Source organism: Bacillus sp. FSL M8-0166 (assembly GCF_038008825.1).
Taxonomy (GTDB): domain Bacteria; phylum Bacillota; class Bacilli; order Bacillales; family Bacillaceae; genus Bacillus; species Bacillus safensis.
Genome location: NZ_JBBOZZ010000001.1, coordinates 2890631 through 2917571, shown reverse-complemented (window position 1 = coordinate 2917571; position 26941 = coordinate 2890631). Strand labels below are relative to the sequence as shown.

23 protein-coding genes are annotated in these 26941 nt (G+C 42.6%); 11 read left to right on the top strand and 12 right to left on the bottom strand.

The features are described 5' to 3' along the window. The first annotated feature begins 57 nt into the window (after window positions 1–57). The gene (locus tag NSS92_RS15070) at window positions 58–1395 is read left to right on the top strand and encodes an amino acid permease (RefSeq protein ID WP_041108467.1); all 1338 of its coding nucleotides are present in this window, start codon (window positions 58–60) and stop codon (window positions 1393–1395) included. 31 nt (window positions 1396–1426) lie between these two features. On the opposite strand, the gene NSS92_RS15065 is transcribed toward NSS92_RS15070, so the two are convergent. The 6 genes from NSS92_RS15065 to NSS92_RS15040 form a co-directional block, all read right to left on the bottom strand. Beyond that, complete coding sequence (locus tag NSS92_RS15065; protein WP_445661655.1) at window positions 1427–2515, bottom strand: hypothetical protein; 1089 nt, start codon at window positions 2513–2515, stop codon at window positions 1427–1429. Window positions 2516–2625: 110 nt separating this feature from the next. Next, window positions 2626–3954 (bottom strand): GntP family permease, encoded by a 1329-nt coding sequence (locus tag NSS92_RS15060; RefSeq protein WP_024423953.1) that lies wholly within the window; start codon window positions 3952–3954, stop codon window positions 2626–2628. A gap of 24 nt (window positions 3955–3978) precedes the next feature. Next, complete coding sequence (gene gntK, locus NSS92_RS15055; RefSeq protein ID WP_340868942.1) at window positions 3979–5523, bottom strand: gluconokinase; 1545 nt, start codon at window positions 5521–5523, stop codon at window positions 3979–3981. A 185-nt stretch (window positions 5524–5708) separates the two neighbouring features. Then, the gene (locus NSS92_RS15050; protein WP_048237914.1) at window positions 5709–6566 is read right to left on the bottom strand and encodes a MurR/RpiR family transcriptional regulator; all 858 of its coding nucleotides are present in this window, start codon (window positions 6564–6566) and stop codon (window positions 5709–5711) included. Between the two features lie 92 nt (window positions 6567–6658). Then, window positions 6659–7594, bottom strand: coding sequence for a nucleoside hydrolase (locus NSS92_RS15045; protein WP_340868937.1), 936 nt, complete (start codon window positions 7592–7594; stop codon window positions 6659–6661). Between the two features lie 98 nt (window positions 7595–7692). After that, entirely contained in the window at window positions 7693–8193 is a 501-nt protein-coding gene (locus NSS92_RS15040) for a DUF1433 domain-containing protein (protein WP_267586995.1), read from the bottom strand. Between the two features lie 126 nt (window positions 8194–8319). Here NSS92_RS15040 and NSS92_RS15035 point away from each other — a divergent pair, with 126 nt between their 5' ends. The 3 genes from NSS92_RS15035 (at window position 8320) to NSS92_RS15025 (ending at window position 11986) form a co-directional block, all read left to right on the top strand. Beyond that, window positions 8320–9804 (top strand): lipase family protein, encoded by a 1485-nt coding sequence (locus tag NSS92_RS15035; protein ID WP_340868934.1) that lies wholly within the window; start codon window positions 8320–8322, stop codon window positions 9802–9804. Window positions 9805–9816: 12 nt separating this feature from the next. Further along, window positions 9817–10227, top strand: coding sequence for a hypothetical protein (locus tag NSS92_RS15030; protein WP_340868930.1), 411 nt, complete (start codon window positions 9817–9819; stop codon window positions 10225–10227). A gap of 82 nt (window positions 10228–10309) precedes the next feature. Beyond that, on the top strand, window positions 10310–11986 hold the full coding sequence (locus NSS92_RS15025) for a hypothetical protein (protein WP_340868928.1): 1677 nt from the start codon (window positions 10310–10312) through the stop codon (window positions 11984–11986). Window positions 11987–12001: 15 nt separating this feature from the next. On the opposite strand, the gene NSS92_RS15020 is transcribed toward NSS92_RS15025, so the two are convergent. Further along, complete coding sequence (locus NSS92_RS15020) at window positions 12002–12901, bottom strand: LysR family transcriptional regulator (protein ID WP_142946102.1); 900 nt, start codon at window positions 12899–12901, stop codon at window positions 12002–12004. A gap of 172 nt (window positions 12902–13073) precedes the next feature. Between NSS92_RS15020 and NSS92_RS15015 the strand changes: the two genes are divergently transcribed. The 7 genes from NSS92_RS15015 (at window position 13074) to NSS92_RS14985 (ending at window position 22658) form a co-directional block, all read left to right on the top strand. Then, window positions 13074–14069 (top strand): LacI family DNA-binding transcriptional regulator, encoded by a 996-nt coding sequence (locus NSS92_RS15015; protein ID WP_340868925.1) that lies wholly within the window; start codon window positions 13074–13076, stop codon window positions 14067–14069. A 172-nt stretch (window positions 14070–14241) separates the two neighbouring features. After that, complete coding sequence (locus tag NSS92_RS15010) at window positions 14242–15507, top strand: extracellular solute-binding protein (RefSeq protein ID WP_340868923.1); 1266 nt, start codon at window positions 14242–14244, stop codon at window positions 15505–15507. 146 nt (window positions 15508–15653) lie between these two features. Beyond that, window positions 15654–16892, top strand: a complete 1239-nt coding sequence (locus tag NSS92_RS15005; protein WP_106050336.1) for a carbohydrate ABC transporter permease — start codon at window positions 15654–15656, stop codon at window positions 16890–16892. Window position 16893: 1 nt separating this feature from the next. Further along, window positions 16894–17736, top strand: coding sequence for a sugar ABC transporter permease (locus tag NSS92_RS15000; RefSeq protein WP_041087477.1), 843 nt, complete (start codon window positions 16894–16896; stop codon window positions 17734–17736). 11 nt (window positions 17737–17747) lie between these two features. Next, entirely contained in the window at window positions 17748–18956 is a 1209-nt protein-coding gene (locus tag NSS92_RS14995; protein ID WP_267587001.1) for a glycoside hydrolase family 53 protein, read from the top strand. Window positions 18957–18979: 23 nt separating this feature from the next. Then, window positions 18980–21046 (top strand): beta-galactosidase, encoded by a 2067-nt coding sequence (locus NSS92_RS14990; protein ID WP_340868919.1) that lies wholly within the window; start codon window positions 18980–18982, stop codon window positions 21044–21046. 283 nt (window positions 21047–21329) lie between these two features. Beyond that, window positions 21330–22658 (top strand): CitMHS family transporter, encoded by a 1329-nt coding sequence (locus NSS92_RS14985; protein WP_340868916.1) that lies wholly within the window; start codon window positions 21330–21332, stop codon window positions 22656–22658. Window positions 22659–22699: 41 nt separating this feature from the next. Here NSS92_RS14985 and NSS92_RS14980 read toward each other — a convergent pair whose 3' ends face one another. From NSS92_RS14980 to NSS92_RS14960, 5 genes are all read right to left on the bottom strand, one after another. Beyond that, the gene (locus NSS92_RS14980) at window positions 22700–23128 is read right to left on the bottom strand and encodes a DUF4064 domain-containing protein (protein ID WP_340868914.1); all 429 of its coding nucleotides are present in this window, start codon (window positions 23126–23128) and stop codon (window positions 22700–22702) included. 24 nt (window positions 23129–23152) lie between these two features. Next, on the bottom strand, window positions 23153–24103 hold the full coding sequence (locus tag NSS92_RS14975) for an ABC transporter permease subunit (RefSeq protein WP_267587005.1): 951 nt from the start codon (window positions 24101–24103) through the stop codon (window positions 23153–23155). After that, window positions 24100–25029 carry an ABC transporter ATP-binding protein gene (locus tag NSS92_RS14970; RefSeq protein WP_340868912.1) on the bottom strand — a complete coding sequence of 310 codons (930 nt, stop codon included), beginning with the start codon at window positions 25027–25029 and terminating at the stop codon, window positions 24100–24102. Before NSS92_RS14970 ends, NSS92_RS14975 begins: the two co-directional genes overlap by 4 nt. Before the next feature lie 319 nt (window positions 25030–25348). After that, window positions 25349–25687 (bottom strand): zinc ribbon domain-containing protein YjdM, encoded by a 339-nt coding sequence (locus tag NSS92_RS14965; protein WP_024423969.1) that lies wholly within the window; start codon window positions 25685–25687, stop codon window positions 25349–25351. A 92-nt stretch (window positions 25688–25779) separates the two neighbouring features. Further along, window positions 25780–26919 (bottom strand): glycerate kinase, encoded by a 1140-nt coding sequence (locus NSS92_RS14960; RefSeq protein ID WP_340868908.1) that lies wholly within the window; start codon window positions 26917–26919, stop codon window positions 25780–25782. Window positions 26920–26941: the final 22 nt, after the last annotated feature.

The window sequence follows — 26941 nt, the reverse complement described above, 5'->3', positions numbered from 1 at the left end:
ACTGACGTCTTGAAAAAAGAAAATGGAACATAAGCATTTTTAAAAAAGGAGAACGTCATGAGCGCGAATCAGGAGCAACAAGAATTAAAAAAGCTTTTATCACCGCGTCACATTCGCATGATTGCAATGGGCGGGGTCATTGGTACAGGAATCTTTAAAGGAAGTGCCGATACAATCGGTTTAGCGGGTCCTGGGGTCATCTTTTCCTATGTATTTGCCGGATTGCTGCTCCTCATTGTGATGGCAGCATTAGCCGAAATGGCCATTGTCTATCCGGGAAATAATCTTCGCGACCTTATACAAATTGCGCTTGGTCAACGTTTTTCATTTGTCGTCGGCTGGGTTTACTGTTTTATGTGGCTCACTGTATGTGTCATTGAGATTATTGCAGCTGGCAGTCTGCTTCAATACTGGCTGCCGAACGTGCCGTTATGGTCACTATGTTTACTTTGCTCACTGTTAGTCATCGGAATTAACTTAAATAATGTAAAATACTTTGGTGAAATTGAGTTTTGGTTCGCTGGAATGAAGATTTTCGTTATTATTGTCTTTATTATTCTCGGTGCAGCATTATTATTTGGGATCATTCCAAACGAACAAAGCACACCAGCGCTTACCAATTATCAAAACTTCGTCCCGAACGGATGGGGTGCGATCTTTGCATCACTTTTAGTGGTTATTTTCTCTTATGGGGGCTCTGAATTGATCGGGCTGACCATTACTGAAACAAAGGATGCGGAGAAGGTCTTGCCTGGAGTAGTCAAAAGTATGATGTGGCGGATTATATTATTTTACACATTGCCGATTTTGATCATTTGCGGACTCATTCCTTGGAATCAAATTGACCCAAATAACAGTCCTTTTGTCCAAGTCTTCTCTGCTGCTGGTATGCAGGGCGCCTCTCACTTCATTAATTTCGTCTTGATTACAGCCGTTCTATCTGCGGCGAATTCCGGAATTTATGGAACGACGAGGATGATTCATTCTCTGGCTAAATCAGATGGCGGTCCGAAAAAACTGGCACAGGTCAACAAAAGAGGCGTACCCATTTTGAGTTTATGGGTCACCGTTTTATTTCTTCTGATCGGAACATTTTTTGCTTACTTATATCCAGACCAAATTTTCAGCTATATGCTGGCTATTCCTGGTTTTGCTGTTTCACTCATTTGGATCAGCATTTGTATGGCACATCTGAAGCTGCGTCCAAAATATCCACAGGAGCCGTATTTCAAGGTGTGGCTGTTTCCGTATTTGACTTTATTTGCAGGTCTTGTACTCAGTTTGAGCTTTGTTTTATTCCTATTCAGACAAGAAAACCTGCCTAGCTCCATTATCAGCATCGGTTTCTTAGTCGCTGCCATCATCGCTTCATTCTTAATGAAAAAGAAGGCTTAAACACCAAAACCCGCCGGAATGGCGGGTTTTTTCATGAGCTGCTATCTTCTGTTACCTCAAAATCAACCGACGCTTTTGGAATGCCGTTGATGATAATCGTTAAAGTATGGGTTCCCTCATAGTGCTTTCTCGTCGTCATATTTTGAAAGGACTGTGACCTGATAAATTCTCTATGTAACGCTGAACTTGTTTCAAACTCTGTGATTTTAAATACCTTTTGATTCCGGGTACCCCGAGCTTTGACATAGTCTATGGCATACTCTACACGCAGCTTTAGTGGCTTAGCAGCCTGAAGTGTAAATTGAAAGGTCATTTTCTCTCCAATACGAATAGGGTTTTGCACTACCTTCAAATCCGTTACTTGAACAGATGGATCATCCCCATAGCCAAACAAAGCCATGATATCTGGATCGCCTTTTTTTAGTAAGGTACGGGAAGCATGTTTGATGATCCAGTTCGTATGTTCATTCGTTCCATACCAGCTTTTAGCCGTCTTCTTCATCAGATCAGCCTGAATCGCAGAAATGTCATTTAAGTGGTTCGCTACACTTTTTTGCACATAGCGCGCTGGGTCCGACTTCAAGTTTTCTAAAATAGGCAGCGTAACCGAAGGATCCTTTTTAAGCGCAGGAACAGTTAATCCCCATGGCAAACGTGGTCTGCATCCTTCACTAGCAAGCCTCCTAATATGCTCATTTTGATTCTGTGACCATACAAGCATGTGCGCCAGCATTTTGTCTTGATCCTGAATCAGAAAAGGCCGAACGGCAAATTCAGAAGTGGAAAAAGGCGTAAAGAATTCGAGCGCCTTGATCGAGATATCCCAATGTGCTAGGCCGTATGTTTCGACGTAGTCTGGAAATACAAGCGCACTAAGTCCTGAAAAATGCGGGGCTGTCTGACGCAGCACCTCAATTGCCTGCTCATAATCCTTAGGCAGACAGGCATGCATTGATTCAGTGACTCTTTTCATTCTTCCTTTTAACTCAAGCTGCTGCCAATCCTTTTGAAACACAAGCCGCTGGAATTTTTCACTATCAAATCCAGTCGATGCTTGTGCAAGTTTCTCCGCTAATTCTTCGATAAATAATTCATGATAAACATGTTTTAATGGTTCGATCGTGTCCGCCTCCCACTTCTCAGTACCTTCATTTTACCCCAATCTAAAAAAAGTGGTATTGCCACAAGCAAAAACAGCCCAATTCCGCAGAACCAGGCTGTTGTGTTTCGCTATATAAACATATTAATGATCATGATAAATGCAATGGCACTAACGGAAATGATCGTCTCCATAGCCGTCCATGTCAAAAACGTTTCTTTAATGGTCATACCAAAATACTCTTTGATCAGCCAAAAACCAGAGTCATTGACATGAGACAAAATCAACGAACCCGCTCCTGTTGCTAAAACTAGAAGCTCTCTGCTCACATCCGGCATAGATGCAGCAATCGGTGCGACAATACCAGCTGCGGTCATCATGGAGACCGTAGCAGATCCTGTTGCCACACGAATAACCGCAGCAATCAGCCAGCTAAGCAAAATTGGCGAGATCGGCGAGTGTTTGGCTAAATCTGCAATATAATCACCAACACCCGAATCGATGAGCACATTATTGAAAGCCCCGCCTGCTCCAATGACAAGCAGAATGGAAGCAATCGGTCCTAAACACTCATTACTAAAGGAAAGCACCCGATCACGGCTCATCCCTTGCACAAAACCAAGACTGAAGAAAGAATACACCGTTGCAATCAGCAGAGCTGTAATTGGATCTCCAATGTACTTAAATACCTGATACCAAATATTGTCCTCTGGTAAAATAATATCCGCCAGTGTGGCAAGAAGCATTAGAATCACTGGCACCAAAATCGTAAACATCGTATTTGCAAAGCCGGGAAGTTTTCGATCTTCATTGCGTTCAGTAAATTGCTTTCTCAGCAGCTCCGGAACTGGTTTATGAATCCGCTTTCCAATCCACTTTCCATACAGCGGCCCAGCAATAATAGCTGTCGGTAAACCGACAATAATGGAAAAGAAAATGGTTTTCCCCACGTTGGCATGATAGATGCCGACAGCTGCCATGGCAGCTGGATGAGGCGGCACAAGACCATGAACGACAGACAAGCCAGCAATGAGCGAAATCCCAATTGTCACGAGCGAGATGCCCGTTTCAATCGCAATCGTAAACAATAAAGGAATGAGAAGAACGAATCCGACCTGGAAAAAGACAGGTATTCCTACAATAAAGGCAACAAACATCATCGCCCAATGCACATTTTTCGTCCCAAACCGGCCGATTAATGTGTGAGCAATCCGCTCAGCTCCACCTGATTCAGCCATCATTTTCCCAAGCATGGTTCCAAGCGCTAGAACTATGGCCAGCAATGATAACGTATTGCCTAATCCCGTTTTAATAGATTGAATGATTTCCTGTAAATCCATCCCTGTGGCAAAGCCGACTAACATAGAGGTAATAATTAAACTCACAAACGGATTCAACTTAGCAACTGTTATGAGGATGAGTAAAAGGACAATTGCCGCAATCACGATGAATAAAAGCATGCTCTCCCACCTTTTCCCTGATGTTTAATGATTTTGTTTTAATTGAAGCGCACTAATGACATCAAATTCATCCTTCAGTTTGTCATAGAGACGCTCATATAAGTAAAACAGTTCTATGTATGTTTCATTGTTCTTCATATTTGGTTCATGACGGGCAGAGATTCGAATCCAATCTTGAACCTCTTCTATCTCTTCCATATAACCTAAACTATGAAGTGCGAGGACAGCCGCACCAAGTGCTGATGCCTCGTAACTTTCTGGAACAAGTACTTCCCTGCCCATCGTATCCGCTAAAATTTGCCGCCACAGCGGAGATCGCGCAAATCCGCCCGACGCCCTGACATCCTTTGCTGAACCGGTTAAATCCCTTAAGGCAACACCGATTGAGAAAACACTCATGATGACGCCTTCTAACACAGCTCTTATAAAATGCTCGCGCTTATGCTGAAGACCGATCCCAAAGAAAGTGCCTCTCGCATTTGGATTCCAATAAGGTGCACGCTCACCTGTTAAAAATGGCAGAAACAGCAATCCCTCTGAGCCGGCTGGAACTTTTTTCGCAATATCAATCATAAGGTCGTAAGGATCCACTCCAAGGCGCTTTGCTACCTCCACCTCCGAGGAACCGAATTCATCCTTCAGCCATCTCAGCATGATCCCGCCATTATTCGTCGGTCCTCCAACCACCCAATGCTTATCAGTCAGCGCATAGCAGAACGTTCTTGATTGTTCATCTGTTATTGGTTTGTCCACGACCGTACGGACTGCACCGCTTGTCCCAATCGTGACAGCCACCTCACCTTTTCCAATCGCTCCCACACCTAAATTCGCTAGAACCCCATCATTCGCACCAACCACAAATGGTGTATCTTCTGCAATCCCCATTCGCAGGGCGATCTCTGGCTGAAGCCCTCTCAGCTGATGCGTCGTGGGAACAAGTTCAGACAATTGACTGGCATCAATTCCAGCAATGAGAAGCGCCTGCTCATCCCATTGAAGCGTTTCCAAACGGAACAGTCCCGTTGCTGAAGCGATTGAATAATCGACGACATACTGACCGAAGAAATGATAAAGAATATATTCTTTGATGGAAATGAATTTCGCTGCCTTCTTGAAGACATCAGGTGCCATTTCCTTGATCCACCGTATTTTTGAAAGCGGTGACATTGGATGGATCGGTGTGCCGGTTCTTTTATACACTTGGAAGCCGTCCATGTCCGAAGTAATTCGCTTCGCTTGCTCTGCACTTCTGTTATCTGCCCAAATGATACTGTTCGTTAACGACTTGCCATCCTTATCCATCACAATCAAGGAATGCATCGCTGTACTAATCCCGACGCCTATGAGATGTTTTGCATCAACTGCTGCTTTCGTCAACGCACCTCTGACACTTGCAATGACGGCTTCTAATATATGTTCAGGGTCCTGTTCAACCCATGCTGGCTGGGGCTGAATGAGATCATAAGGAACTGAATGCTTTGCTATCACTTTTCCCTGTGGTCCAAACAGAACCGCCTTTGTACTTGTTGTTCCAATATCCAAACCAATTACCGCCTGGTTTCCCTTCATCTGTATCACGCCCAATCATTGATTTGAAATCATATTTTATTGTTTTGATATACCTGTTAACTCCCATTATAGGAATAATTTTTTCGACATTCAACGACTGAAAAGAAAATTATTTTCACTTAAAAGCTCAAAATCGTTACCACAACGGCATTTTTCACTAATAGAAAAATTTATTTTTGAAACCATTACACCCTTTTTTGTGAAATGGTTTCTCTCATTTGTTTTAAATTTGTTAAAGTTTCCTGCTGTCTTAAGTGAGCAAGTGCAAAGTATAGTACGTCAATGACAGTGAGCTGAGCAAGCCTTGCAGACATCGCTTCTGTTCGAAAAGCCGTTTCTTGCGTCGAAGTATACAGCGTGACATCGGCAAGCTGGCTCAATGGAGAGCGCTGATAGCTTGTAATACCGATGGTTTTCGCTCCTTTTTCCTTTGCTGTTTTCATCGCATCGAGTAAATCTTTATTACGGCCAGAATGAGATATACCGATCACTGTACTGTGCTGGTCGAGAAGACCAGCAGACATCGCTTGAAAATGAGAATCGGTGTGAACAATACAGTTGATGCCTGTCCTCATAAATTTATGAAAAGCGTCTGTTGCAATGAGGCCGGACCCGCCACTCCCATAAAACTCTAAGCGCTTTGCTTCATGAATGATTTTTATCGCTTTTTCTACATCCTCTGGATTCAACAATTGAAAGCTATCCTTTAATGCGGATATATTCGCCTGAAAAACCTTTTGCATAAAAACGGCTGTATCATCATCAAGACTCATTTCTTCATCTACATAATCAGGCTTTGTTTGATCTATTTCCTGGGCAATTGCAATCTTCAAATCTTGAAAGCCCTCAAATCCAAGCCTTTTACAAAGACGAAAAATCGTCGCCTCTGAACTCGCTGTCTTTTTGGCAAGCTCGACAATAGACAAATGAATAATGTCGCCGGGTTCACTCGTAATATGTTCTGCAATTCCTTTCAGTTTTGGCGGCAACCCTCTGCTTGCTGCTCGTATTTTTTCAATACTACTTAAACTGACAGAAGCCAATTGACTTCACTCCTCCCTTATTCATGTGAGCGCATACATTTCCTCATGTTCCCATCTTATAAAAAAGAAGCCTGTTTGCACAGACTTCTTTTTTATGAATTCATCGTTTTGATCAATAAATCAAAAAAAGCTTCAGCATCTACATCTGTACACACTTGGACATTGCTCTCTTTCCCCCATTGGTGCTGAAAATCACAGATCATTTGGCCGTCACAAAACTCACTCTTCGTCTCCACTTCTACATGAAAAGCCTGTGTGCTTACAAGCTCCTTGTTAATGGCAAGACTTACAGCAAGCGGATCATGCATGGCACACGCCCACACACCATTTCGCTCAAAATAGCGCTGTCGGTAAATGCTTGTACTCTCTTTGATATAAGCTGCCAACGTTTCATTTTGAATGGCATCGATTCTCTCATCTGTTAACAAGACCTGTCTCGTGACATCTAACCCCACTTGAGTCAATAAAGGGAACCCAGCATCCAGCACCAATTTCGCTGCTTCTGGGTCTGCATATGTATTGAATTCCGCAACTGGTGTGACGTTTCCTTGATCCTTCACGACACCACCCATAAAAATGACTTCTTTTACATGATGAATCAGCTCAGGGCATTTTTTCACCGCAAGGGCCAAATTCGTTAAAGGTCCTGTCAACACAAGCGTGGCCTGCTTCGAATACTGCAGCACTTGTTCTATGATAAAATCAGGCGCAAAACCAGCATCTGCTGTTTTCTTTGGCCGGGCATCTTTTAAAGCACCGCCAATTCCATCCTCTCCGTGTACCCGATGTTCATAATGAGGCGCTCTTAAAAGAGGGGTTGCTGAACCTTTGATGACAGGAATGTTATCTGCCTCAACCAGTTCAAGCACTTTACACGTATTCAATGTAGCCGCATCGACAGACACATTCCCGCATACCGTTGTAATCCCCAAAATATCAAACTGCTCACTTTTCACTGCCAGCAAAATTCCAATCGCATCATCGATTCCAGTATCTACATCTAAGATCAATTTCTTTGTATTTGCCATAGCTGAAATCTCTCCCTTAATTGAAAGTGTTGTTAGGTGAATGATAGCATATGCCTGTTTCAACTATTCAGGGTTATTCGGAAATTACTTGCTTGTTATTACTCTTTTTCTCCAATGTCCTTTAGATACTGTTCACGTTCCTTTTTAGAGAGACTATTCAAAAAATCTTCTTTCACTTGCGGATCAAAATCATCCCAGTTCTCGAAACGGTCTGATAAATCAGATGAAATGCTCATAGAACCCACCTCTTTAGATCTATATTCTAATGATGCAGAGAACTCAAATCTTTCTGGTTCACCATTCACGTATCCTCTAATTCTTATATATCCCATTGGATTAATGGTTACTCCCTTTTTAAAAGATATGGTTTCGATAAAATTATGAATATCCATTTTACGTAAACGCTTTTCTATATTCGGCTTCATTTCCTCTGCGAACTCTTCTGCCTTCTGTTGTTCATTTTTCTCTTTTTCTTCCACGATAACCTTTCCTCCAGATTCATTTGTTTGAGATTGCTTACCATTTAAAAGAATCAGTGTAACTGAAATGATAGTAATAATTATCAAGACAATAATTATAATCGAAATTTTATTTCTCATATGAAATATCTTCCACCTCTTAAAAGTTATAATATTCTTCTTTAGAGATTACTTAAATACTACACTTATTATAGATATTTATATCTTTCTATAATATATATGATAAATATTACAGGAGTGTAAAAATTGACCACAAAAAGCTCAATTAATCAACTTAGCGATAAAGATTATAATGATATATCGTCAGAGTCTTATGATATTACCAATTATACCCATAAAAAAGATATACGCTTAAAAAGCGGTAAAACCATGTATGTCGTCGACCATATAGAAACCAAAAAAGGCCTTAATGCACTAACCCTTGTCTCGAGAGAAGATTATCGTAACTCAAACAAAGGCAAAGACCTCACCAAAATCAAAAACGCCGTCATCGCCTACCGTGGCTCAGAACCGATTGGTGCAGGGCAATATAAAGATACCATTAAAAAACATGGAAAAAAAGAGTCAGATGATCTTCTTTCTACCATTTTGACGAAGCTGCCTCCTTTTAGTCGATCGAAGGGTTCACAGGAAGTGACGACTAAGTTGACAACAGGCACAACCGCCTATACAAATGAAATTGTTCAAGATTGGATGATTTCGGATACTAAGTATCTAATTAAAAATATTCCATTTGAGCATGGTGCAGAGAATCAAATGGTTCAAGCGGATCGATATGCGAAAGAAATACATAAGAAAATGCCGAATGCCAAAATGTATGTGACAGGTCATTCACTCGGCGGGTCAAATGCTTCCTATGTTCTTGTCAAAAACGACTTTATTCAAGGCGGGGTCACATTTGAGAATCCAAATATTTATCCAAATCTATCGGATGGTCTACAGGCTAGAGCATTAAAAGGCGATTACCGCAGCAGATTAACAGAATATATCAATCTCAATGACGGGCTTTCTCTTTTAAATCGGCATACGACAGAAATCGGTCGAGTGAAAGTGATGTATGATGCCGCTCTCCCCGAAGGCGTCGATTACTCCGAGGACTCCTCAAAAGCCGTCCAATTCATGAAAGACCTCCTCAATCGGGCAATGAGTGTCAATCCTTCACTAGATGCGAATTTATTTCTTGAAGCCCTCGCTGGCAGCCATGGCTTAGATCGTTATGCCTTTTCGCCAGACGGCTCCGTTCAAACCATTGATGATATGTTGAGAAAAAATCCATCACTTACCACGGCCATGTTACAGCAGTTGAGTCAATCAAATGTTGATCCTCATAGTGTGGTGGCGATTTTAATTAAGTCCCACGTGCTCATGAACACAGGGCGTAAATTCTCGACATATGCCGATCACCATATGCAGCAAATCATTCGCAAAATCGAGAAACTCGATGACAAAGTGGATCAATCTGTGGAACGGGTACGCTCAAGGTATAAACAAATTGTTGGCTTTGGTTCATATGATCAGCTGACGGCTTCAGATGTGGATGCTGTGATTCGCCACTTAAAAACAGAGGGTCTTGAGAATGAGTTCTATTCGGTCAAAAAGTATGAGACAGCGATTGATAACGCTATGAATTTAAAAAGATGGCTGGACTCAATATCAGATGATATGAGCGAGCTAGGAAAACAATACCACGATGCAGATACGACCCTGGCAAAGAACATGGGTATTTCTTAAGGAGAACGACAAATGGAATTTTCAAAGAAACAACCAACAGATGCAGATCGTTTTTTGCAAAGAATGACAGATACGCATACAACAAGCTCCGTCTTCTCTCAGACAAACTTTCATACAGAAGACATGACACCAGCAGAGCTGGCGGCTTTGAAAGCAAAGATCAAAGAAGAACAGAAAACAGCACTTATCAGAGCCATCCGGCATCAGCTTCAAAATGAATTTGCAGAAGACCGTCAAGAAGCGGAAAAAATTTTAGATCTAATTGATGAACTTCTAGTCAAAGTGTATAAACAACAACAGCGCATCCATACGCATATGTCAGGTCAAGCCATTGACGCCTTAATAGAAAAAATTGAACAGAGACTCCAGTTTTACGAACTGAAAGAAGATGTTCAATCTGCCATCAACTCGATTGGCATTTAGATGAACCTTCTATCCGATGAATCTTTTCCCCGCCTCACTCGTATATACTAAAAGAGTGATTGATTTGAAAGGAGATCTGTTTGTGGGATATATTTTGTTATTTTCGGTTGTGATCGGTCTTGTCTTGACCCTTTTGCTCACACCGCTCAGGTTGATCGTTAGAAAGAAAGGAACAAAGCAGCAGGTGCCGCTCATGTGGATTGCAGGCCTTGCTTTACTGTTCATAATCGGTATTTTTGTTTTCTATTACATCACCAATTTAGATCGTAACCCTTCATCTCTATGGCTGATTGGACTTGTTGTGACAGCAGCAGGCGCCTTTTTGTCGGTTGGATTGGAGCGTAAGATCAAAGGTGTGCTGTTTCTTATTCTATTGCTGCTCGGTGTTTACATGGCGACAGCTTTCCTATTCAATGCGAATGAGAAATTCGATGTCTCCAAAATGGAGCAAAAAGTAGAAATCAAAGCGTTTGATGAGAAAGAAACACCTGCTAGTGTACCGCCTCAATTTGCTCGGAACAAAATGAAGAAATCGTTCGGACAGGTTCCAAACACAAGCTACTATGAGCTTGGCAGCTTGCAAATTCAGAAGGTCAACGGTGAGTATGTATACATCGCTCCAGTGGAATTCTCGGACTTCTTTAAATGGATTCGTGCAGGCAGCACGCCGGGATACTTTACATTAAGTGCGACCGACTCATCTGCTAATCCAAAATTCGTGAAAACGGAGATGGTCTATACGCCTTCCTCCTATTTCAACAAAGAAATTGAGCGGCATATCCGTCTCCAGTACCCAGATTTGATTTTCTACGGCGGCACACAGCTGGAAATCAATGATGACGGCAAGCCTTATTACATTCAAACGTATGGCGATTTCATCTCTGCCCGAAACGGCTTTAAAGCTTCCGGTGTGGTCGTTGTTGATGCCAAAACGGGTGCGACAAAGAAATATGCTCTAGATCAAGTACCTGCCTTTATCGACGGTGCTGTTTCACCAGAGGCGGTCAGTCTGCAAAACAGCTATTTCGGAAACTATATTCACGGGTTCTGGAATAGTATGTTTGGAAAGTCAGATGTAAAGCTGCCTTCCGATGAAGGAACCGAAGCCAATGTGAGCCCGGTATTTGATTCAAAAGGAGATATGTATTACTTCACAGATTTCACAAGTCCGAAAGAGGGCGTTGATTCCATGCTCGGATATGCTCTGACAAATGCCCGGACAGGAAAAGCGACTTATTATACCGGAAATCTTGAAGAATCCTACATGGATTCTCAGGGCGCTCTGCAAATTATTGAGAAACGATTCATCGAGAAGAAATGGAAAGGCCGCATGCCGATTCTCTATAATTTCTATGGGGAAGCCAGCTGGCTCACACCGGTTCTCGATTCAAATGGATTCTTGCAAAACTACTTTATTGTTTCTGCAGCCAATCCAGAAATCGCTGCGTACGCTTCTACACCAAATGAAGCACTGAGAGCCTATAAGACAGCTCTTCAAAAAGGCGGCGGTACTGTTAACAGTTCCTCTAAGCAGGAAAAGAAAGAAGCAGCAGGGAAGGTCAAACGAGTCTACAAAGAAAAGACTGGTGACTATACAACCGTCACCTTCCTGCTAGACGATGGAAAAAGCTACACCATGTCATCTGAAAAGGAACCTCTCGTCATTTATTTAAAAGAAGGTGATCAGGTCACCATGAAATACACAGATACAGGTGAGATCTTCCTTCCAGTCGATGAAATCAAAATCAAAGGGTTATAAAAAAAGAAGCTTCTCCTATTGAGGAGAAGCTTCTTTTTTCTCTTTCCTTAACAATTCAACGAGCAATTCCTTATTTTTATTTCCCCCGGTCATCGGTGACTCGACATAGGAGAATTTTCGTTTGAAATCCATGCCCCTCACAGAAATAACAGCCAATTCACCGCCAATGCTGCCTCGCTGGAGGACATATTTAGATAAAACAGAAAGACCCATTCCATGGATCACAGCTTCTTTAATCGCTTGATTGCTGCTAAAGGTCACAAAGGTTCGCGCTTTCAGTCCATTTGATTTCAGGACATGCTGTAAATATTCTCCTGTCCCTGATCCCTCTTCTCTCGTAATCCATGTTTCGTTTTGTAATTGATCAATGGTGACATCTTTTTTCTTGGCAAAAGGGTGATCTAATGGCGCCACAATATAAAGCTCGTCCTCTAGAAAAGTTTCTACAGAAAGCTCTTTGTCATTGGTCTGTCCTTCGATCAACCCAATGTCGACATGGAATAAACGGACATGTCTGGCGATCGCCTCTGTATTATCAATGACCACCTCAATATCAACATGCGGATAGAGTTGATGAAATTCCGCCAATATTTGCGGCAGCACATACTCACCAATTGTGAAACTCGCCCCGATGGTCAGCTTTCCTCTTGCCAAATGATGATGCTCATAAATGTCCTGTTTCGCCTGTTCATAGAGACGAATAATTTGTTTTGATCGATGGTACAGCATATCCCCAGTTGGTGTAACGGTTAATTGCTTTGGCGAACGATTCAGCAGAACGGTCTGGAATTCCTGCTCCAAGTTCTTAATATGAAGACTGACACTCGGCTGAGAAATTCGCAGCTTTTGGGCTGCTTTTGTAAAGTTCTTCTCCTCCACCACTGTCACAAATGTCTTCAGTGCATCGTAATACATCGGTCCCTCTCCTATCAGAAATCTTAATCCAACACCTTACCTATATATATCTTACTAATTCCTTTCCAGCACGTAAAGAACCGCCTAAACGAAAACAATTTAATAAAAATATTTACTAATTTTTTTAAAGACTCTATACTAAGAGGAGATATTTTCTATAGGAGGTGCTGATTTGGCAGCTAAAATAAAGGACATTGCAGAAAAAGCAGGCTTATCCATTGCAACGGTATCTCGCGTACTGAACCAAGATCCCAACCTATCTGTCACCGATCAAACACGCGAAAAAGTATATGCCGCCGCAGAAGCTTTGTCCTACCAAAAGAAGACATTCAAACATTCATTAAAAAAAATCGCCTTTCTCTATTGGATGACCGAGAAGGAAGAGCTTGAAGATATTTATTTCAAATCCATTCGACTCGGTATTGAGGAACTCACCAATACTCGGAGCTTAAATGTCACCGCTTACAATCCATCTGATGGGCTTCATTCCATTGATCCTGCTACAGAAGGAATGATCGCCATCGGCCGATTTAAAACGTCAGAGCTTAACCAATTATATGCAATCACTCCGCACATTGTCTTTATTGATACGACGCCAGATGAAGACCGTTTTGATTCTGTAAAGCCGAACCTGAAACGAATTGTTGAAAAGATCATCGATTCTTTTATCGAAAAAGAGCACCAATCCATTGGATTCATTGGCGGCACAGACCTTGATTTAAATACAAATGTGCACATTCCAGATATCCGTGAAACGACTTTCCGTGAGTACATGATGACCCGCCATATGCTTGATGAGCGATTGGTCTATATCGGCCACCATTTCTCAGTAGATGAAGGCTATTCGCTGATGATGAAGGCGATTGATGAGCTTGGTGATGATCTGCCCACCGCTTTTTGTGTCGCTAGTGACCCTCTCGCCATCGGCTGCTTACAAGCGTTAAATGAGCGCGGATTTTCTCTGCCGAACCGCGTCAGCGTCTTTAGTATCAACGATATTCATGTATCTCAATATGTGTCGCCGCCGCTCACCACGTATCATATCCACACGTCTTTACTTTGTGAGACAGCGGTGGATTTACTTTTAGAAAGACTTGTGGACGGCAGAACACTACCTAAAACTGTGCTGATTGCCTCAGAGCCTGTCTTTCGGAAAAGCACCATATAAACAAACTGGAAGTCCTGCCAAAGTGGAGGGCTTCTTTTCTATCTATACGAGTAAAAAAATTTACTTAATAAATTTAATAAAATATGTTTACTTTTTTTACTTATGTTGATATTCTCACATTAAGAAAGCGTTTTCTTATCATCTGTGAAAAAAGAACGAGAGGGGATTACCAATGAAAAAGGGAAAATGGGCGACATTATCAGCAGTTGTTGGTACTGCTGTGCTTCTGCTTTCAGCATGCGGGCCAGGAGATGACAATTCAAGCGGGACTCAGCCAGCATCTACAGGTACAAAGACCTTGCTAGTATGGGAGGATGTCAAAAAGTCTGATGGGATTCAAGACGCTGTAAAAGAATTTGAAAAACAAAACGATGTGAAAATCAAAGTGGTCGAAAAAGCGTATGCCGACCAAATCGAAGCTCTCCGCCTTGATGGAGCAGCCGGGACAGGCCCAGACGTCATCACGATGCCTCACGATCAAATTGGATCAGCCGTCACTGAGGGGCTGTTACAGGAAATCAAACCTGATCAAAAAGTGATCAATTCCTTTACAGACGAATCCATTCAATCACAAACGGTAGACGGCAAGCTGTATGGCCTTCCGAAATCCGTTGAAACGACAGTGCTTTTCTATAACAAAGACCTTGTCAAAAAGGCACCAACTACACTTGATGGCTGGTATGACCTTTCGAAAAAACTGACAAAAGACGGGAAATACGGTTTTGTAGCGAAATGGGATGAAATTTACTATGCACAAAGTGTGTTAGGCGGGTCAGGGGGCTATATTTTCAAGCAGGAAAGCGATGGCTCCTATGATGTCAATGATATTGGCCTTAACAACGATGGCGCCATCGAAGGCGGAGCATACATTCAAAAATTCTTTAGCGAAGGACTTTTCCCGAAAGGCATCATTGGTGAACAAGGAATCAATGTCCTCAACTCCTTATTCACAGAGAAAAAGGCGGCAGCTGTCATTTCTGGTCCATGGTCATTTGGTCCATATAAAGAAGCTGGAATTGACTATGGCGTAACAGAGCTGCCAACACTCCCTAACGGAAAGCATATGAGCTCATTCTTAGGTGTAAAGAGCTACAACGTCTCCTCTTATTCTAAAAATAAAGAACTTGCTGAGAAATTTGTTGAGTTTATCACGAATGAAAAAAATTCGAAGAAGCGATTCGAAGTGACAGAGGAAATTCCACCAGTGAAAAAGCTGATGAAGGATCCAATCATCACAGGAAACGCCAATGCGGCTGCTGTTTCAAAACAAACGAAATATGCCACGCTGACACCGAATACCCCTGAAATGGCAGAGGTGTGGAAGCCGATTGACAGCGCATTAGGTCTCATTGCAACCGGACGGACAGATGTGAAAAAGGCATTTGATGATGCGGTCAATCAAATCGACTCTCAAATTAAAGCAAATCATTCTAAATAATCATTAAACACGGGTAGCCTTTAAGTCTATCAAGCTGCCCGTATTTGATCTAATTTCATATGAAGTAGGTGTTAGACGTGACGGGTAACCTTGAACTAGACCGCACACACATAGTGGAATCAAAGACACACCGGAGACGGGCGCTAATGTTCTCCTTTATACCCGGGATGGGGCAGATATACAACAAACAGTACGGCAAAGGGGCACTTTTTTTCCTGTTCGGCGTCTCTTTTTTAATCGTATTTTATGATTTATTCAATATTGGCTTTTGGGGGCTGTTCACACTTGGTACGATGCTGCCTCGTGACAACTCTGTTTTTCTTTTGGCAAAAGGAATTATTGCGCTGTTAACAGCTGGTTTTGGTATCGGTTTTTACGTACTCATGATGCGTGATGCTTTTATGAACGGAAAGAAACGTGATCAAGGGGTTCCGCTCCATTCCATCCGAGCTCAATATCATCAGCTGATCGACCAAGGCTTTCCTTACTTAATGAGCACTCCTGCTTTCTTTTTACTTCTTTTTTCTGTTGTCTTTCCTATTATGTTCAGCTTTGCGCTTGCCTTTACGAACTACGATTTATACCACTCGCCTCCTGCCAATCTGATCGATTGGGTAGGGATCAAGAACTTTCAAAATATCTTTTCAATTGATATTTGGAGAGACACCTTCATTGATGTACTTGGCTGGACCGTCGTTTGGACGTTGGCTGCTTCGACCCTTCAATGTGCTGTCGGCATCTTCTTAGCGGTTCTGCTCAATCAAAAAGATTTAAAAGGCAAACGGTTTTTTAGAACGATTTTGATTCTTCCTTGGGCTGTTCCGGGTTTTGTGACCATTTTGGTGTTTGCCGGACTGTTCAACGATACATTTGGAGCCATTAACAACACACTTTTTGCATCGATTGGGATTGATCCAAAACCATGGCTGACAGATCCATTTTGGAGCAAAATTGCCCTCATTGCGATGCAGACTTGGCTTGGATTTCCTTTTGTTTTCATTATGACAACTGGCGTTTTGCAGGCGATTCCAGAGGATCTATACGAAGCTGCGACCATTGATGGGGCAAACTTCTTTCAGAAGTTCCGGTCCATCACGTTACCGCTTGTCCTTTATTCCATTGCGCCTATATTAATCACGCAATATACGTTTAACTTTAACAACTTTAATATCATCTACTTATTTAATGGCGGAGGACCGCCTGTGGCTGGCTCAACTGCTGGGGGAACGGACATCTTGGTTTCTTGGATTTACAAACTCACGATGCAGTCTTCTCAATATGCACTCGCTGCAGCAGTCACAATCTTACTTTCAATCTTTGTCATCGCCATTGCACTCTGGCAGTTTAAGAGAACGAATTCATTCAAAGAGGAGGACATGATGTAATATGGGATCAAAACAAAACAAGCTCATTCGCCTGAGCATCACTTATTTTATCCTTTTCATTGCCTCCATTTGTATTCTATATCCACTGCTTTGGACGATTGGTGCTTCTTTTAATCCTGGGAACAGCCTCATGAGTACAAGCATGTTTCCGAAGAATCCAACGTTCAGCCACTTCACCGAGCTGTTCTTCGGTCAGGGAGCACTTTATGCAAAATGGTATTGGAACTCCATGAAGATCAGTATTGCCACAATGGTGTTAACGCTGATTCTTGTCAGTTTTACAGGCTATGCGTTTTCTAGATTCCGCTTCAAAGGACGGAAAAATGGGCTGATGCTCTTTTTGCTGCTGCAAATGATTCCTCAATTTTCAGCGCTGATTGCGATTTTTGTTCTTGCTCAAATGCTTGGACTCATTAACAGCCACCTTGCCCTGATTTTGATTTATGCAGGTGGACAAATTCCGATGAATACGTATTTAATGAAAGGCTATCTTGATGCGATTCCAAAGGATCTCGATGAATCAGCCAGAATGGACGGCGCAGGGCATTTCCGCATTTTCATCCAAATTATTATGCCGCTCGCTAAGCCCATCTTAGCCGTTGTCGCAATCAACTCATTTACAGGTCCACTGGGTGATTTCATCATTTCCAGTGTCATTGTCCGCTCACCCGAAATGTATACGCTCCCAATCGGACTGTACAATCTTGTGTCAGATAAAATGGGTGCCAGCTACACGACCTTTGCAGCCGGGGCATTACTCATTGCGATTCCAGTTGCTTTATTGTTTCTTGTTTTACAAAAACAATTTGTATCCGGCCTTACACAAGGCGGGACAAAAGGATAAGGGGAGATTTGATGAAGAAATGGTTGCTTGTCACTGTTGTCGTTTTCTTTCTGATGGGATTAGGTATTCTGCCTGAAGCAAGGGCCGATACGATTTCTGTGAAACCGATCAATGGCCTGCAAGGTGATTTCATCAAAGGAGCTGATATCTCCATGCTTGCAGAAGTGGAGAGAAGCGGCGGCAAATACTACGATCAGAACGGAAAGCAGGTTGACCCGCTCAAACTATTAAAAGATAAAGGTGTCAACTATGTACGTATCAGACTGTGGAACCATCCATATGACAATCAAGGCCGTGCCTATAACGGCGGCACAAATGATCTCAATACAGCCATCGCTTTATCGAAACGCGCAAAAGCACAAAACATGAAAGTGCTGCTTGATTTTCACTACAGTGATTTCTGGACTGACCCTGGTAAACAATTCAAACCGAAAGCGTGGGCGTCCCTCTCACAAAGCGATTTAGAAAAAGCGGTCGGCACTTACACAGGCGATGTGCTCAAAGCGATGAGAGCGCAAAATGCCTTGCCGAATATGGTTCAGGTCGGGAATGAGTTGAACTCAGGTATGCTGTGGCCCAACGGAAAAAGCTGGGGTGAAGGCGGTGGTGAATTTGACCGGCTCGCTGCTTTACTAAAGGCTGGCACAAATGCCGTCCGCTCTGTCGATTCAAACATTAAAATCTTGCTTCATCTTGCACATGGCGGAGACAATGGTGCATCCCGCTGGTGGTTTGATGAAATCACAAAACGAGGCGTCTCATTCGATACGATCGGTTTATCTTATTACCCGTATTGGGACGGCGGTTTTAGCGGTCTTACGTCCAATATGAATGATATTAGTGCCCGCTATAACAAAGACGTGATCGTGGTGGAAACCGCCTATGGGTTTACGACAGCGAACGGTGACAACCTAGAAAACTCATTTAACCAAGACTCTGTCAATACAGCCGGCTATCCCGCCTCACCTCAAGGCCAGGCATCTTTTATACGAGATCTATCCGAAAAAATTTCACAAGTAAACAACAACCGCGGGAAGGGGTTCTTTTATTGGGAGCCGCTTTGGATTCCAGCGAAAGGTGCTCCGTGGTCTAGTCAATACGGGCTGGCTTATATCCAAACAACCGGTACTGTCGGAAATGCGTGGGAAAATCAAGCGATGTTTGATTTCAACGGAAAAGCACTGCCTTCTCTTGATGTATTTAAACAAATGACACCGTAACTAAAAGGATAGGACGTGACAAAATGGGAAAGCGTTACCCACTCGTTCACCCAAATGTGAAAGGCTTTTTGCATGGTGGCGATTACAATCCAGATCAATGGCTCCATATGCCAGAAATCATTGAAGAAGATTTTCGATTAATGAAGCTTGCACACTGTCAAACATTCTCCATCAACATTTTCGCATGGAGTAAGCTAGAGCCAAAAGAAGGTCAGTATGACTTTGCATGGCTGGATGACATCATGGACCGCTTGGCAGCGCAGGGGGCACACGCCATTCTCGCAACGCCAAGCGGAGCAAGACCTGCTTGGCTGTCACAAACATATCCAGAAGTATTGCGCGTCGAAGCGAATCGTCAGCGTAACTTACATGGACTGCGCCACAATCATTGCTTCACCTCTCCGGTTTATCGAGAAAAAACGAATACACTCAACCGGCTGCTGGCGGAACGTTACAAGGATCATCCAGCACTGATCATGTGGCACATTTCGAATGAGTACGGCGGTGAGTGTCATTGCGACCTTTGCCAGGAAGCATTTCGAGACTATTTGAAAGACAAATACAATCATGATCTTGAGGCTTTGAATCAAGCATGGTGGACGGGATTTTGGAGCCACACGTATAGCGATTGGTCACAAATCGAGTCACCTGCACCGCACGGGGAGCACATGATTCACGGCATGAACCTGGATTGGAAGCGCTTTGTCACAGCACAAACGATCAATTTTTATCGAAATGAAATCGAGCCGCTGCGGGAATTGACGCCTCATATCCCAGTCACCACGAACTTTATGGGCGACTACCCGCATATGCGTCCATTTCTTGGGCTGGATTATCATCAATTTGCAAAAGAGGTCGATGTGATCTCATGGGATAGCTATCCTGCTTGGCACAGCGGCAGAGAAACAACGGCCGAATTAGCATCAAACGTTGCCTTTGTACATGATTTGTATCGTTCCTTAAAGGACGGACAGCCGTTTCTCGTCATGGAGAGTACGCCGAGCCTTGTGAACTGGCATGAAGTGAACAAGGTCAAACATAAAGGCATGGCACACCTTTCTGCCATGCAGGCAGTTGCCCACGGATCAGACTCCGTGCTTTATTTCCAGTGGCGGCAAGGCCGAGGCGCCTCTGAGAAATTCCACGGAGCCGTTGTCGATCATTCTGGTCATGAACATACGCGCGTGTTTCAAGAGGTAGCTGATCTAGGGAAACAACTGGAGCAGCTGCAGCCAATTGCGGGCACATCCGTTCAGCCAGAGGTTGCCATCATTTACGATTGGGAAAATCACTGGGCCATTGATGATGCGCAAGGCTTAAATAATACAAACAAACGCTATGTAGAGGCTTGTCAAACTCACTATCGAAGCTTTTGGAAAAAAGGCATCCCTGTTGACATTGTCGGGATGGAAAAGGATTTCTCATCCTATCGTGTGCTCATTGGACCAATGCTCTACATGATCAAACCAGGCGTTGCAGAAAAAATTGAAGCCTTTGTCAAAGAGGGCGGCATTTTTATCGCAACTTATTGGAGCGGCATGGTTGATGAAAATGACCTCTGTTTCCTCGGCGGTTTCCCTGGTCCTCTCCGCCACGTACTTGGCATTTGGGCTGAGGAAATCAACACATTGATGCCAGATGAACATGTGTTAATAACCACAGGGAATGGACGCACCTATCATGTCGGACAATATTGCGAATCCATACACCCTGAAACGGCCTCTGTGCTAGGGCATTTTGAGAATGGCTGCTACGAAGGACAGCCAGCCCTGACTGTCCGTTCATTAGAAAAAGGGAAAGCATACTATATGGCCTCAGAAAATGAGCAGGCTTTTTATGATGAGTTTTACGAAGACCTTATCGCAGGTATTGGCATACAGCCTGTCCTATCCACTGCAATTCCAGAAGGAGTCAGTGTACAAAAACGAACAGACGGTACGCAGGACTATGTGTTTTTGATGAATTTTACAGAAGAGCAGCAGAACATGTCACTAGATTCAGAGGCAAGCTATGAGAATATGCTGACTGGACAGCAAGTGCCTGAGCAGCTTCAACTTGATCCTTACGAGTACGTCATCTTGAAAAAATAGTTTAAAAGAAGCGTCCATTTATTGGGCGCTTTTTGATTTAAATAAGTCCAAATACCCATACTAAATATGATGAATTTAATCATTATTTTTTATCTAAATTTTTTTGCAATATTTGATGCCGCACCACGACTGGTCCCTCCATCCTTTTTTACCATTGTATAGGTATGAAAGCGGTTGCTTCATACTCATATTTTTGATACCCTTTTTTTCAATGCACATGTGGGAATGCATTGGATGAAAAGTACAGACAAATGTAAACGGTTTATTGTAGGGGGAGGGGCTTATGTTAACGTTTGTTGGATTGATGATTATTTTAACGATTGTTGTGCTGCTGATTTGGGGGAAAGCAAGTCCAATTGTCGCCATGGTTATGGTGCCTTTAATAGGGGCGCTCATTGCGGGATTTGGGATCAATGACATTCAAACCTTCTTTGAGGAAGGGATTATCAAAGTATTGCCGGTGGCGACCATGTTTATCTTCGCCATTTTATTTTTTGGCATTTTGCAAGATACAGGGTTCTTTGAACCTGTAATTAAAACTTTAATCAAACTGACAAAAGGAAATGTTGTCACAGTTGCAATGGGAACTGCTTTGATTGGGATTATCGCACACTTAGACGGAGCAGGGGCTACGACCTTTTTATTAACTGTACCTGCACTGCTTCCACTTTATAAAAAATTACATATGAGCCCTTATTTACTGCTGTTATTAATCGGGACAAGCGCCGGATTAACCAATATGATTCCATGGGCTGGACCGACTGGACGGGCAGCCAGTGTCCTGAATATGGACCCCTCTGAACTCTGGGTGCCGCTCATACCAATTCAGCTCATTGGCGTTGTGCTCGTGTTAGGAATGGCATTCATTTTAGGAAAAAGGGAAGAAAAGCGAATTCGGGTGAAAATTGCTGCAAATGAAATAGCTGCGGTTCAACTTGAAGGTGCAGATTGGGATCGTGCCATTCAGTCTATTAGTGAAACTGGAGACGCCTCTTTAAAGCGTTATCATCTCATTTGGGTGAACCTTGTTCTGTTTTTATGTGTTGTGGTACTTCTCGTGTTGAACGTGATTCCAGCTAGTTTTATGTTTATGATTGGCCTGTCTCTCGCACTATTGATTAACTTTCCGAATGTGAATCTGCAAATGGAAAGGATCAAGGCACACGCACCTAGTGCGCTGATGATGGCGGCTGTCATTTTCTCCGCAGGATCATTTTTAGGAATTCTTGAAGGCACAGGGATGCTGAAAGCCATTGCGGTGGACAGTATTCACATTTTACCAGCCTTCTTGCTGCCATTTTTACATATCATTGTTGGGCTGCTTGGGGTGCCGCTTGATATGCTGACAAGTACAGACGCCTATTATTACGCCCTTCTGCCAATTGTTGAATCCATTACATCTGAAGTTGGCGTGCCAGGTACTTCAGCGGCATATGCCATGATGATTGGGAACATCATCGGAACCTTTGTCAGCCCGCTTGCTCCCGCTGTTTGGCTCGCTGTAGGTCTTGCAGGGGTTGATATGGGGAAACACATCCGCTACTCCTTCTTTTGGATGTGGGGATTCAGTATTATCCTTCTGTTCGTGGCGATGCTGATTGGCATCATTTAAAAAGAAAGACATGCGCGGATATGCGCATGTCTTTTCTTTCATTATGAAGGATATTCACTTGTGTGAATGTCTGTTTTCGGCTTTCTAATAAGAGACATCAATCCAATGATAAACAATAGAACCATTGGAGCAAATGCAAGGCCAACTGTTCCAATCAAAAGAGTCACAGCAGAAACCAAGAAGAGAATACCTGAAAGCACGGCACGGCGGTCTGTTTTCAAAAGAATCACACCGACAATCGACAGCACAGCCGCAATTGCGGAAACGATCATAAACTGAGTACCAAATGCATTGACAGAAGCTTGAAGCGTTTCAATCGGCAAGGTTTCTCCTTCCTCTTGTAATACTTCATTGATTTCATCATAAAATGATGGACCCACAGAAAGGATTAATGCCCCAAACCCAACACCAATGGCATTGAGGACAATACTAATAATCCCCATAATTTTTTCACCTTTACGTTTAATCATGTGTAAACCTCCTAAAAAGTTAAATTAACCTGTTTTCACTTCTCGCTTTTGGAAGACGATTAAGGCAATAGCTAAGAAAATAGCCCAATAGATGACTAGGACGGTTAGTGAGAATCCTAGGGACATACCTTCGATAAAAGTAGGTGTGTCCGCGAAATATTGTACAGGATCGTTGGCAAACAATAAGTATTTCGCCCAATCAAAGAAGAACATCAAAATGCTTGTGATGGATGCTCCAACAATATAAGCTAACACACTAATCGCAATAGAAAGGGCCTCACTTCTAAATACCGTTGAAATGGCAAAAGAAAGTGTCCCTAGTACAACAAACATAGCACAATGTGCCAAATAATATGAAACCATATTTGCAAGCTGAGATTGTTCAATGACTTTACCATTTTGATAGGACAAATACACATAATCATGATTGAGTCCAAAGAAGATCGCACCTAGAATAAATGACAGGATAAATAGGACCGCGATCAGAAATAGAGAGTAAAGTTGAACGGTAAAATATTTAGATAAAAGAATTTTCATTCTTGATGGTGGACGAATGAGTAATAATTTAATTGTACCATGCTTATATTCAGCCGAGACAATCGTCGCTGCAATGATAATCACAAATACACCGACCAGCTGAAGCAAATCAGCATTGATCTTCACATAAGTCCATGCATTTTTACCGAATTGATCCGCAGGAGGCAAATTATGCTTGATTCGATACTCATTGATCGCTATATCGTTTTCAAGGGATCTCTTATAAAAACCTATATTATCCTCTTTCAATTCTTGCTTATTTGCTTTATTGATCGCTTGCAGCTCAGTCTTCCAATCACCTGATGCTTGATCTCCGTCATTTGTTTTCACTGCAAAGATCAGCGTGGCAACCATACCTAAAACAAGAAGCCCAACCATAATCCAAGTACCAACACGATAACTGATCTTCATCCACTCGTTTTGAATGAGGCGAATCATACGTCTGCCTCCTTTTTACCTGTTAAGCTTAAGAACTTATCTTCTAAGGTTTGTTTTTCGATTTTGATTTCGTACAAATGAATAGTCGCGCTGATCAAATGACGAATTAATTCTGGCATTTTTTCTTCTAGCATAGAGAAGAATAAGTACTGCTCCTCTTCTCTTACAGTGACGCCTTCCTCAAATGCACCAATGAGCTTCTGTGCTTCTTCAAGCTCCCCGGCTGCTACCTTCATTCGATAATTAACCAAATCATCCTGCTTCGTCTCAGCACGCTGATCCTCAATGGCAATCAGCTTTCCTGTTTGGATAATCGCAAAGCGATCACACATCAATTCCATCTCTGACATAAGGTGACTTGAAACAATAACAGCCAGCCCTTCTTCCTTCGCAAGCCTTCTTAAGTAATCTCGTATCATTCGAATTCCCTCAGGATCAAGACCATTAGTCGGTTCATCTAAGATTAGCAGTTTCGGCCTATGTATGAGTGCCTGCGCAATGCCCAAACGCTGTTTCATTCCTAATGAAAATGTACGAACACGCTTATGTTTCACATGCTGTAAGCTGACTAACTCTAACAGCTCATCAATTCGCGCTTCATCCACTTTCCCATTCATTCTGGCAAAGTGAACAAGATTTTGTCTTGCCGTTAAATGATTATACATTTCCGGGTTTTCAATGATGGCACCGACATCTTGGATGGCATGCTGATAGGAGGTTTGAATACTATGACCATTAATCAGAATATCACCAGATGTAATGGGAGAAAGACCGACCATCATACGAATGGTTGTTGTTTTCCCTGCACCATTTGGTCCTAAGAAGCCAAAGACTTCGCCCGCTTGGACAGAAAAGCTTAAGTCTTGAACAATCTTTTTCCCGCGAATATGTCTAGATACATTATGCAGTTCTAAAACGTTCGTCACGTTACCTCTCCTTCTTTGTCTAAGTATCATCTATCATTCTATTTCCTGATAAGCACCATGATCCGTCAAAAATAGAAGAACACTTCCATATGGTACAGCAATGCCCAAAAGTTGTGAAGGGGATTAGCCAAAATTTAGCGAATCATCTGCCTTTTTTAAGGTAGGGTTAAGAAAACTGCGAATTTTTATGTGAAAAGAGGCTTGATTTTTTAAAAAATGAACCTTTTTCAACAGGTATATATGTATGGAATTTTGTTTGAAATTATTCCTTTCACCTATAATTAAAGAAAAGAGGCCTCTTACAGCCTCTTTTCATACATTATATTTTTTTCACAAACTCTGATTTTAATTTCATTGCGCCGAAGCTAGGAATTTTACAATCAATGTTATGATCGCCTTCAACTAAACGAATGCCTTTGACCTTCGTTCCTATTTTTAAAACGGATGAAGAACCTTTTACTTTTAGGTCTTTAATGACAGAGACCGTGTCTCCATCACTTAACAGATTCCCATTCGCATCTTTGACCACAAGCTGTTCCTCTGCCGCTTGTTCTTGTTCAAGTGACCATTCATGCGCACACTCAGGACAAACTAGCAGACTGCCGTCCTCGTAAGTATAAGGTGAGCTGCACGAAGGACAATTCGGTAGATTAGACATTTTTGTTTCCTCCAACTTTCTACATCATTTATATCGATTTTACCACATTTCTATAAAAGGAATGTGATAGAAAAGGAAACATTTTTCATCGTTTACTTATTTTTTCCAATTTCTAACGCAGCCGCGATATTCCGAGCTGTTCTCTCTACATGAAGATCCGCATCTCGTATCGCCTCAGAAAGAGAAGTAATACCTGGAACGATACTAAACAGTGCATCAATTCCATGATCGTGTACGACTGCACTGTCTTTTGCAAGCGAGCCTGCGATGCCAATCACAGGCAGATTATACTGCTTCGCTGCTTTGGCTACGCCTATTGGCGTTTTTCCATAAATGGTCTGCCGGTCAATTCGGCCTTCTCCCGTAATGACAAGGTCTGCCTCCTTGATGACGTCATCAAAATGAACAGCCTTCAGCACAATATCGATTCCTCTTTGCAAATCAGCTTTTAAAAAGCCTAATAAACTCGCACCAAGACCTCCTGCCGCTCCTGCCCCTGCTGCCTTTCCAAAGGATACATTGAACTGTTTTTCAGCTACTTTTGCAAAATGTTCCAGGTTCTTGTCTAGCACTTGAACCATTTCTTCATCTGCCCCCTTTTGAGGGCCGAAAACAGCAGACGCTCCTCTTTCACCTGTTAAAGGATTATCCACATCACAAGCCACCTCTAGCCTTACGGATTGCAGTCTTGGATCGAGTCCAGATAAATCAATTGAAGCTAATTGATGAAGTGCTCCGCCGCCTGGCGCTAGGTCTCGTCCTGTTTGATCAAGGAAAGCTGCACCTAATCCTTGCATCATCCCAACACCGCCATCAATTGTTGCACTTCCGCCAAGCCCAATCATCACATGCTTCGCTCCTTTATCCAGCGCTGCAAGTATTAATTCTCCAGTTCCTCTTGATGTGGTCCATAACGGATTACGTTTTTCTCGCGGGACAAGGTGTAAACCAGAGGCTGCAGCCATCTCTATGACAGCAGTCTGACCATCTCCTAACATGCCAAAAAAAGCATCCACAGGTTCACCAAGCGGGCCCGTGACCACATGATGAACAATGTGCCCGCCCGTCGCATCAACCAACGATTGAACGGTCCCCTCTCCTCCATCTGCCATTGGCAGTTTGATATACTCTGCGTTTGGCAAAACAGAACGAAATCCTCGTTCAATGGCACATGCTGTCTCATAAGCAGACAAACTTTCTTTAAATGAATCTGGTGCGATCACAATTTTCATCCTAAAGCCCCTCTTTTCTTAT

Bases quoted from the DNA above. Each gene is read 5' to 3' on its own strand.
- NSS92_RS14965 (WP_024423969.1), bottom strand. From the start codon at position 25,687: ATGTCTAATCTACCGAATTGTCCTTCGTGCAGCTCACCTTATACTTAC.
- NSS92_RS14980 (WP_340868914.1), bottom strand. From the start codon at position 23,128: ATGATTAAACGTAAAGGTGAAAAAATTATGGGGATTATTAGTATTGTC.
- NSS92_RS15045 (WP_340868937.1), bottom strand. From the start codon at position 7,594: ATGGCAAATACAAAGAAATTGATCTTAGATGTAGATACTGGAATCGAT.
- NSS92_RS15020 (WP_142946102.1), bottom strand. From the start codon at position 12,901: ATGTATTACGATGCACTGAAGACATTTGTGACAGTGGTGGAGGAGAAG.
- NSS92_RS15010 (WP_340868923.1), top strand. From the start codon at position 14,242: ATGAAAAAGGGAAAATGGGCGACATTATCAGCAGTTGTTGGTACTGCT.
- NSS92_RS15030 (WP_340868930.1), top strand. From the start codon at position 9,817: ATGGAATTTTCAAAGAAACAACCAACAGATGCAGATCGTTTTTTGCAA.
- NSS92_RS14960 (WP_340868908.1), bottom strand. From the start codon at position 26,919: ATGAAAATTGTGATCGCACCAGATTCATTTAAAGAAAGTTTGTCTGCT.
- gntK (WP_340868942.1), bottom strand. From the start codon at position 5,523: ATGAAGGGAAACCAGGCGGTAATTGGTTTGGATATTGGAACAACAAGT.
- NSS92_RS15060 (WP_024423953.1), bottom strand. From the start codon at position 3,954: ATGCTTTTATTCATCGTGATTGCGGCAATTGTCCTTTTACTCATCCTC.
- NSS92_RS15005 (WP_106050336.1), top strand. From the start codon at position 15,654: ATGTTCTCCTTTATACCCGGGATGGGGCAGATATACAACAAACAGTAC.
- NSS92_RS14975 (WP_267587005.1), bottom strand. From the start codon at position 24,103: ATGATTCGCCTCATTCAAAACGAGTGGATGAAGATCAGTTATCGTGTT.
- NSS92_RS15070 (WP_041108467.1), top strand. From the start codon at position 58: ATGAGCGCGAATCAGGAGCAACAAGAATTAAAAAAGCTTTTATCACCG.
- NSS92_RS14995 (WP_267587001.1), top strand. From the start codon at position 17,748: ATGAAGAAATGGTTGCTTGTCACTGTTGTCGTTTTCTTTCTGATGGGA.
- NSS92_RS15000 (WP_041087477.1), top strand. From the start codon at position 16,894: ATGGGATCAAAACAAAACAAGCTCATTCGCCTGAGCATCACTTATTTT.
- NSS92_RS14990 (WP_340868919.1), top strand. From the start codon at position 18,980: ATGGGAAAGCGTTACCCACTCGTTCACCCAAATGTGAAAGGCTTTTTG.
- NSS92_RS14985 (WP_340868916.1), top strand. From the start codon at position 21,330: ATGTTAACGTTTGTTGGATTGATGATTATTTTAACGATTGTTGTGCTG.
- NSS92_RS15040 (WP_267586995.1), bottom strand. From the start codon at position 8,193: ATGAGAAATAAAATTTCGATTATAATTATTGTCTTGATAATTATTACT.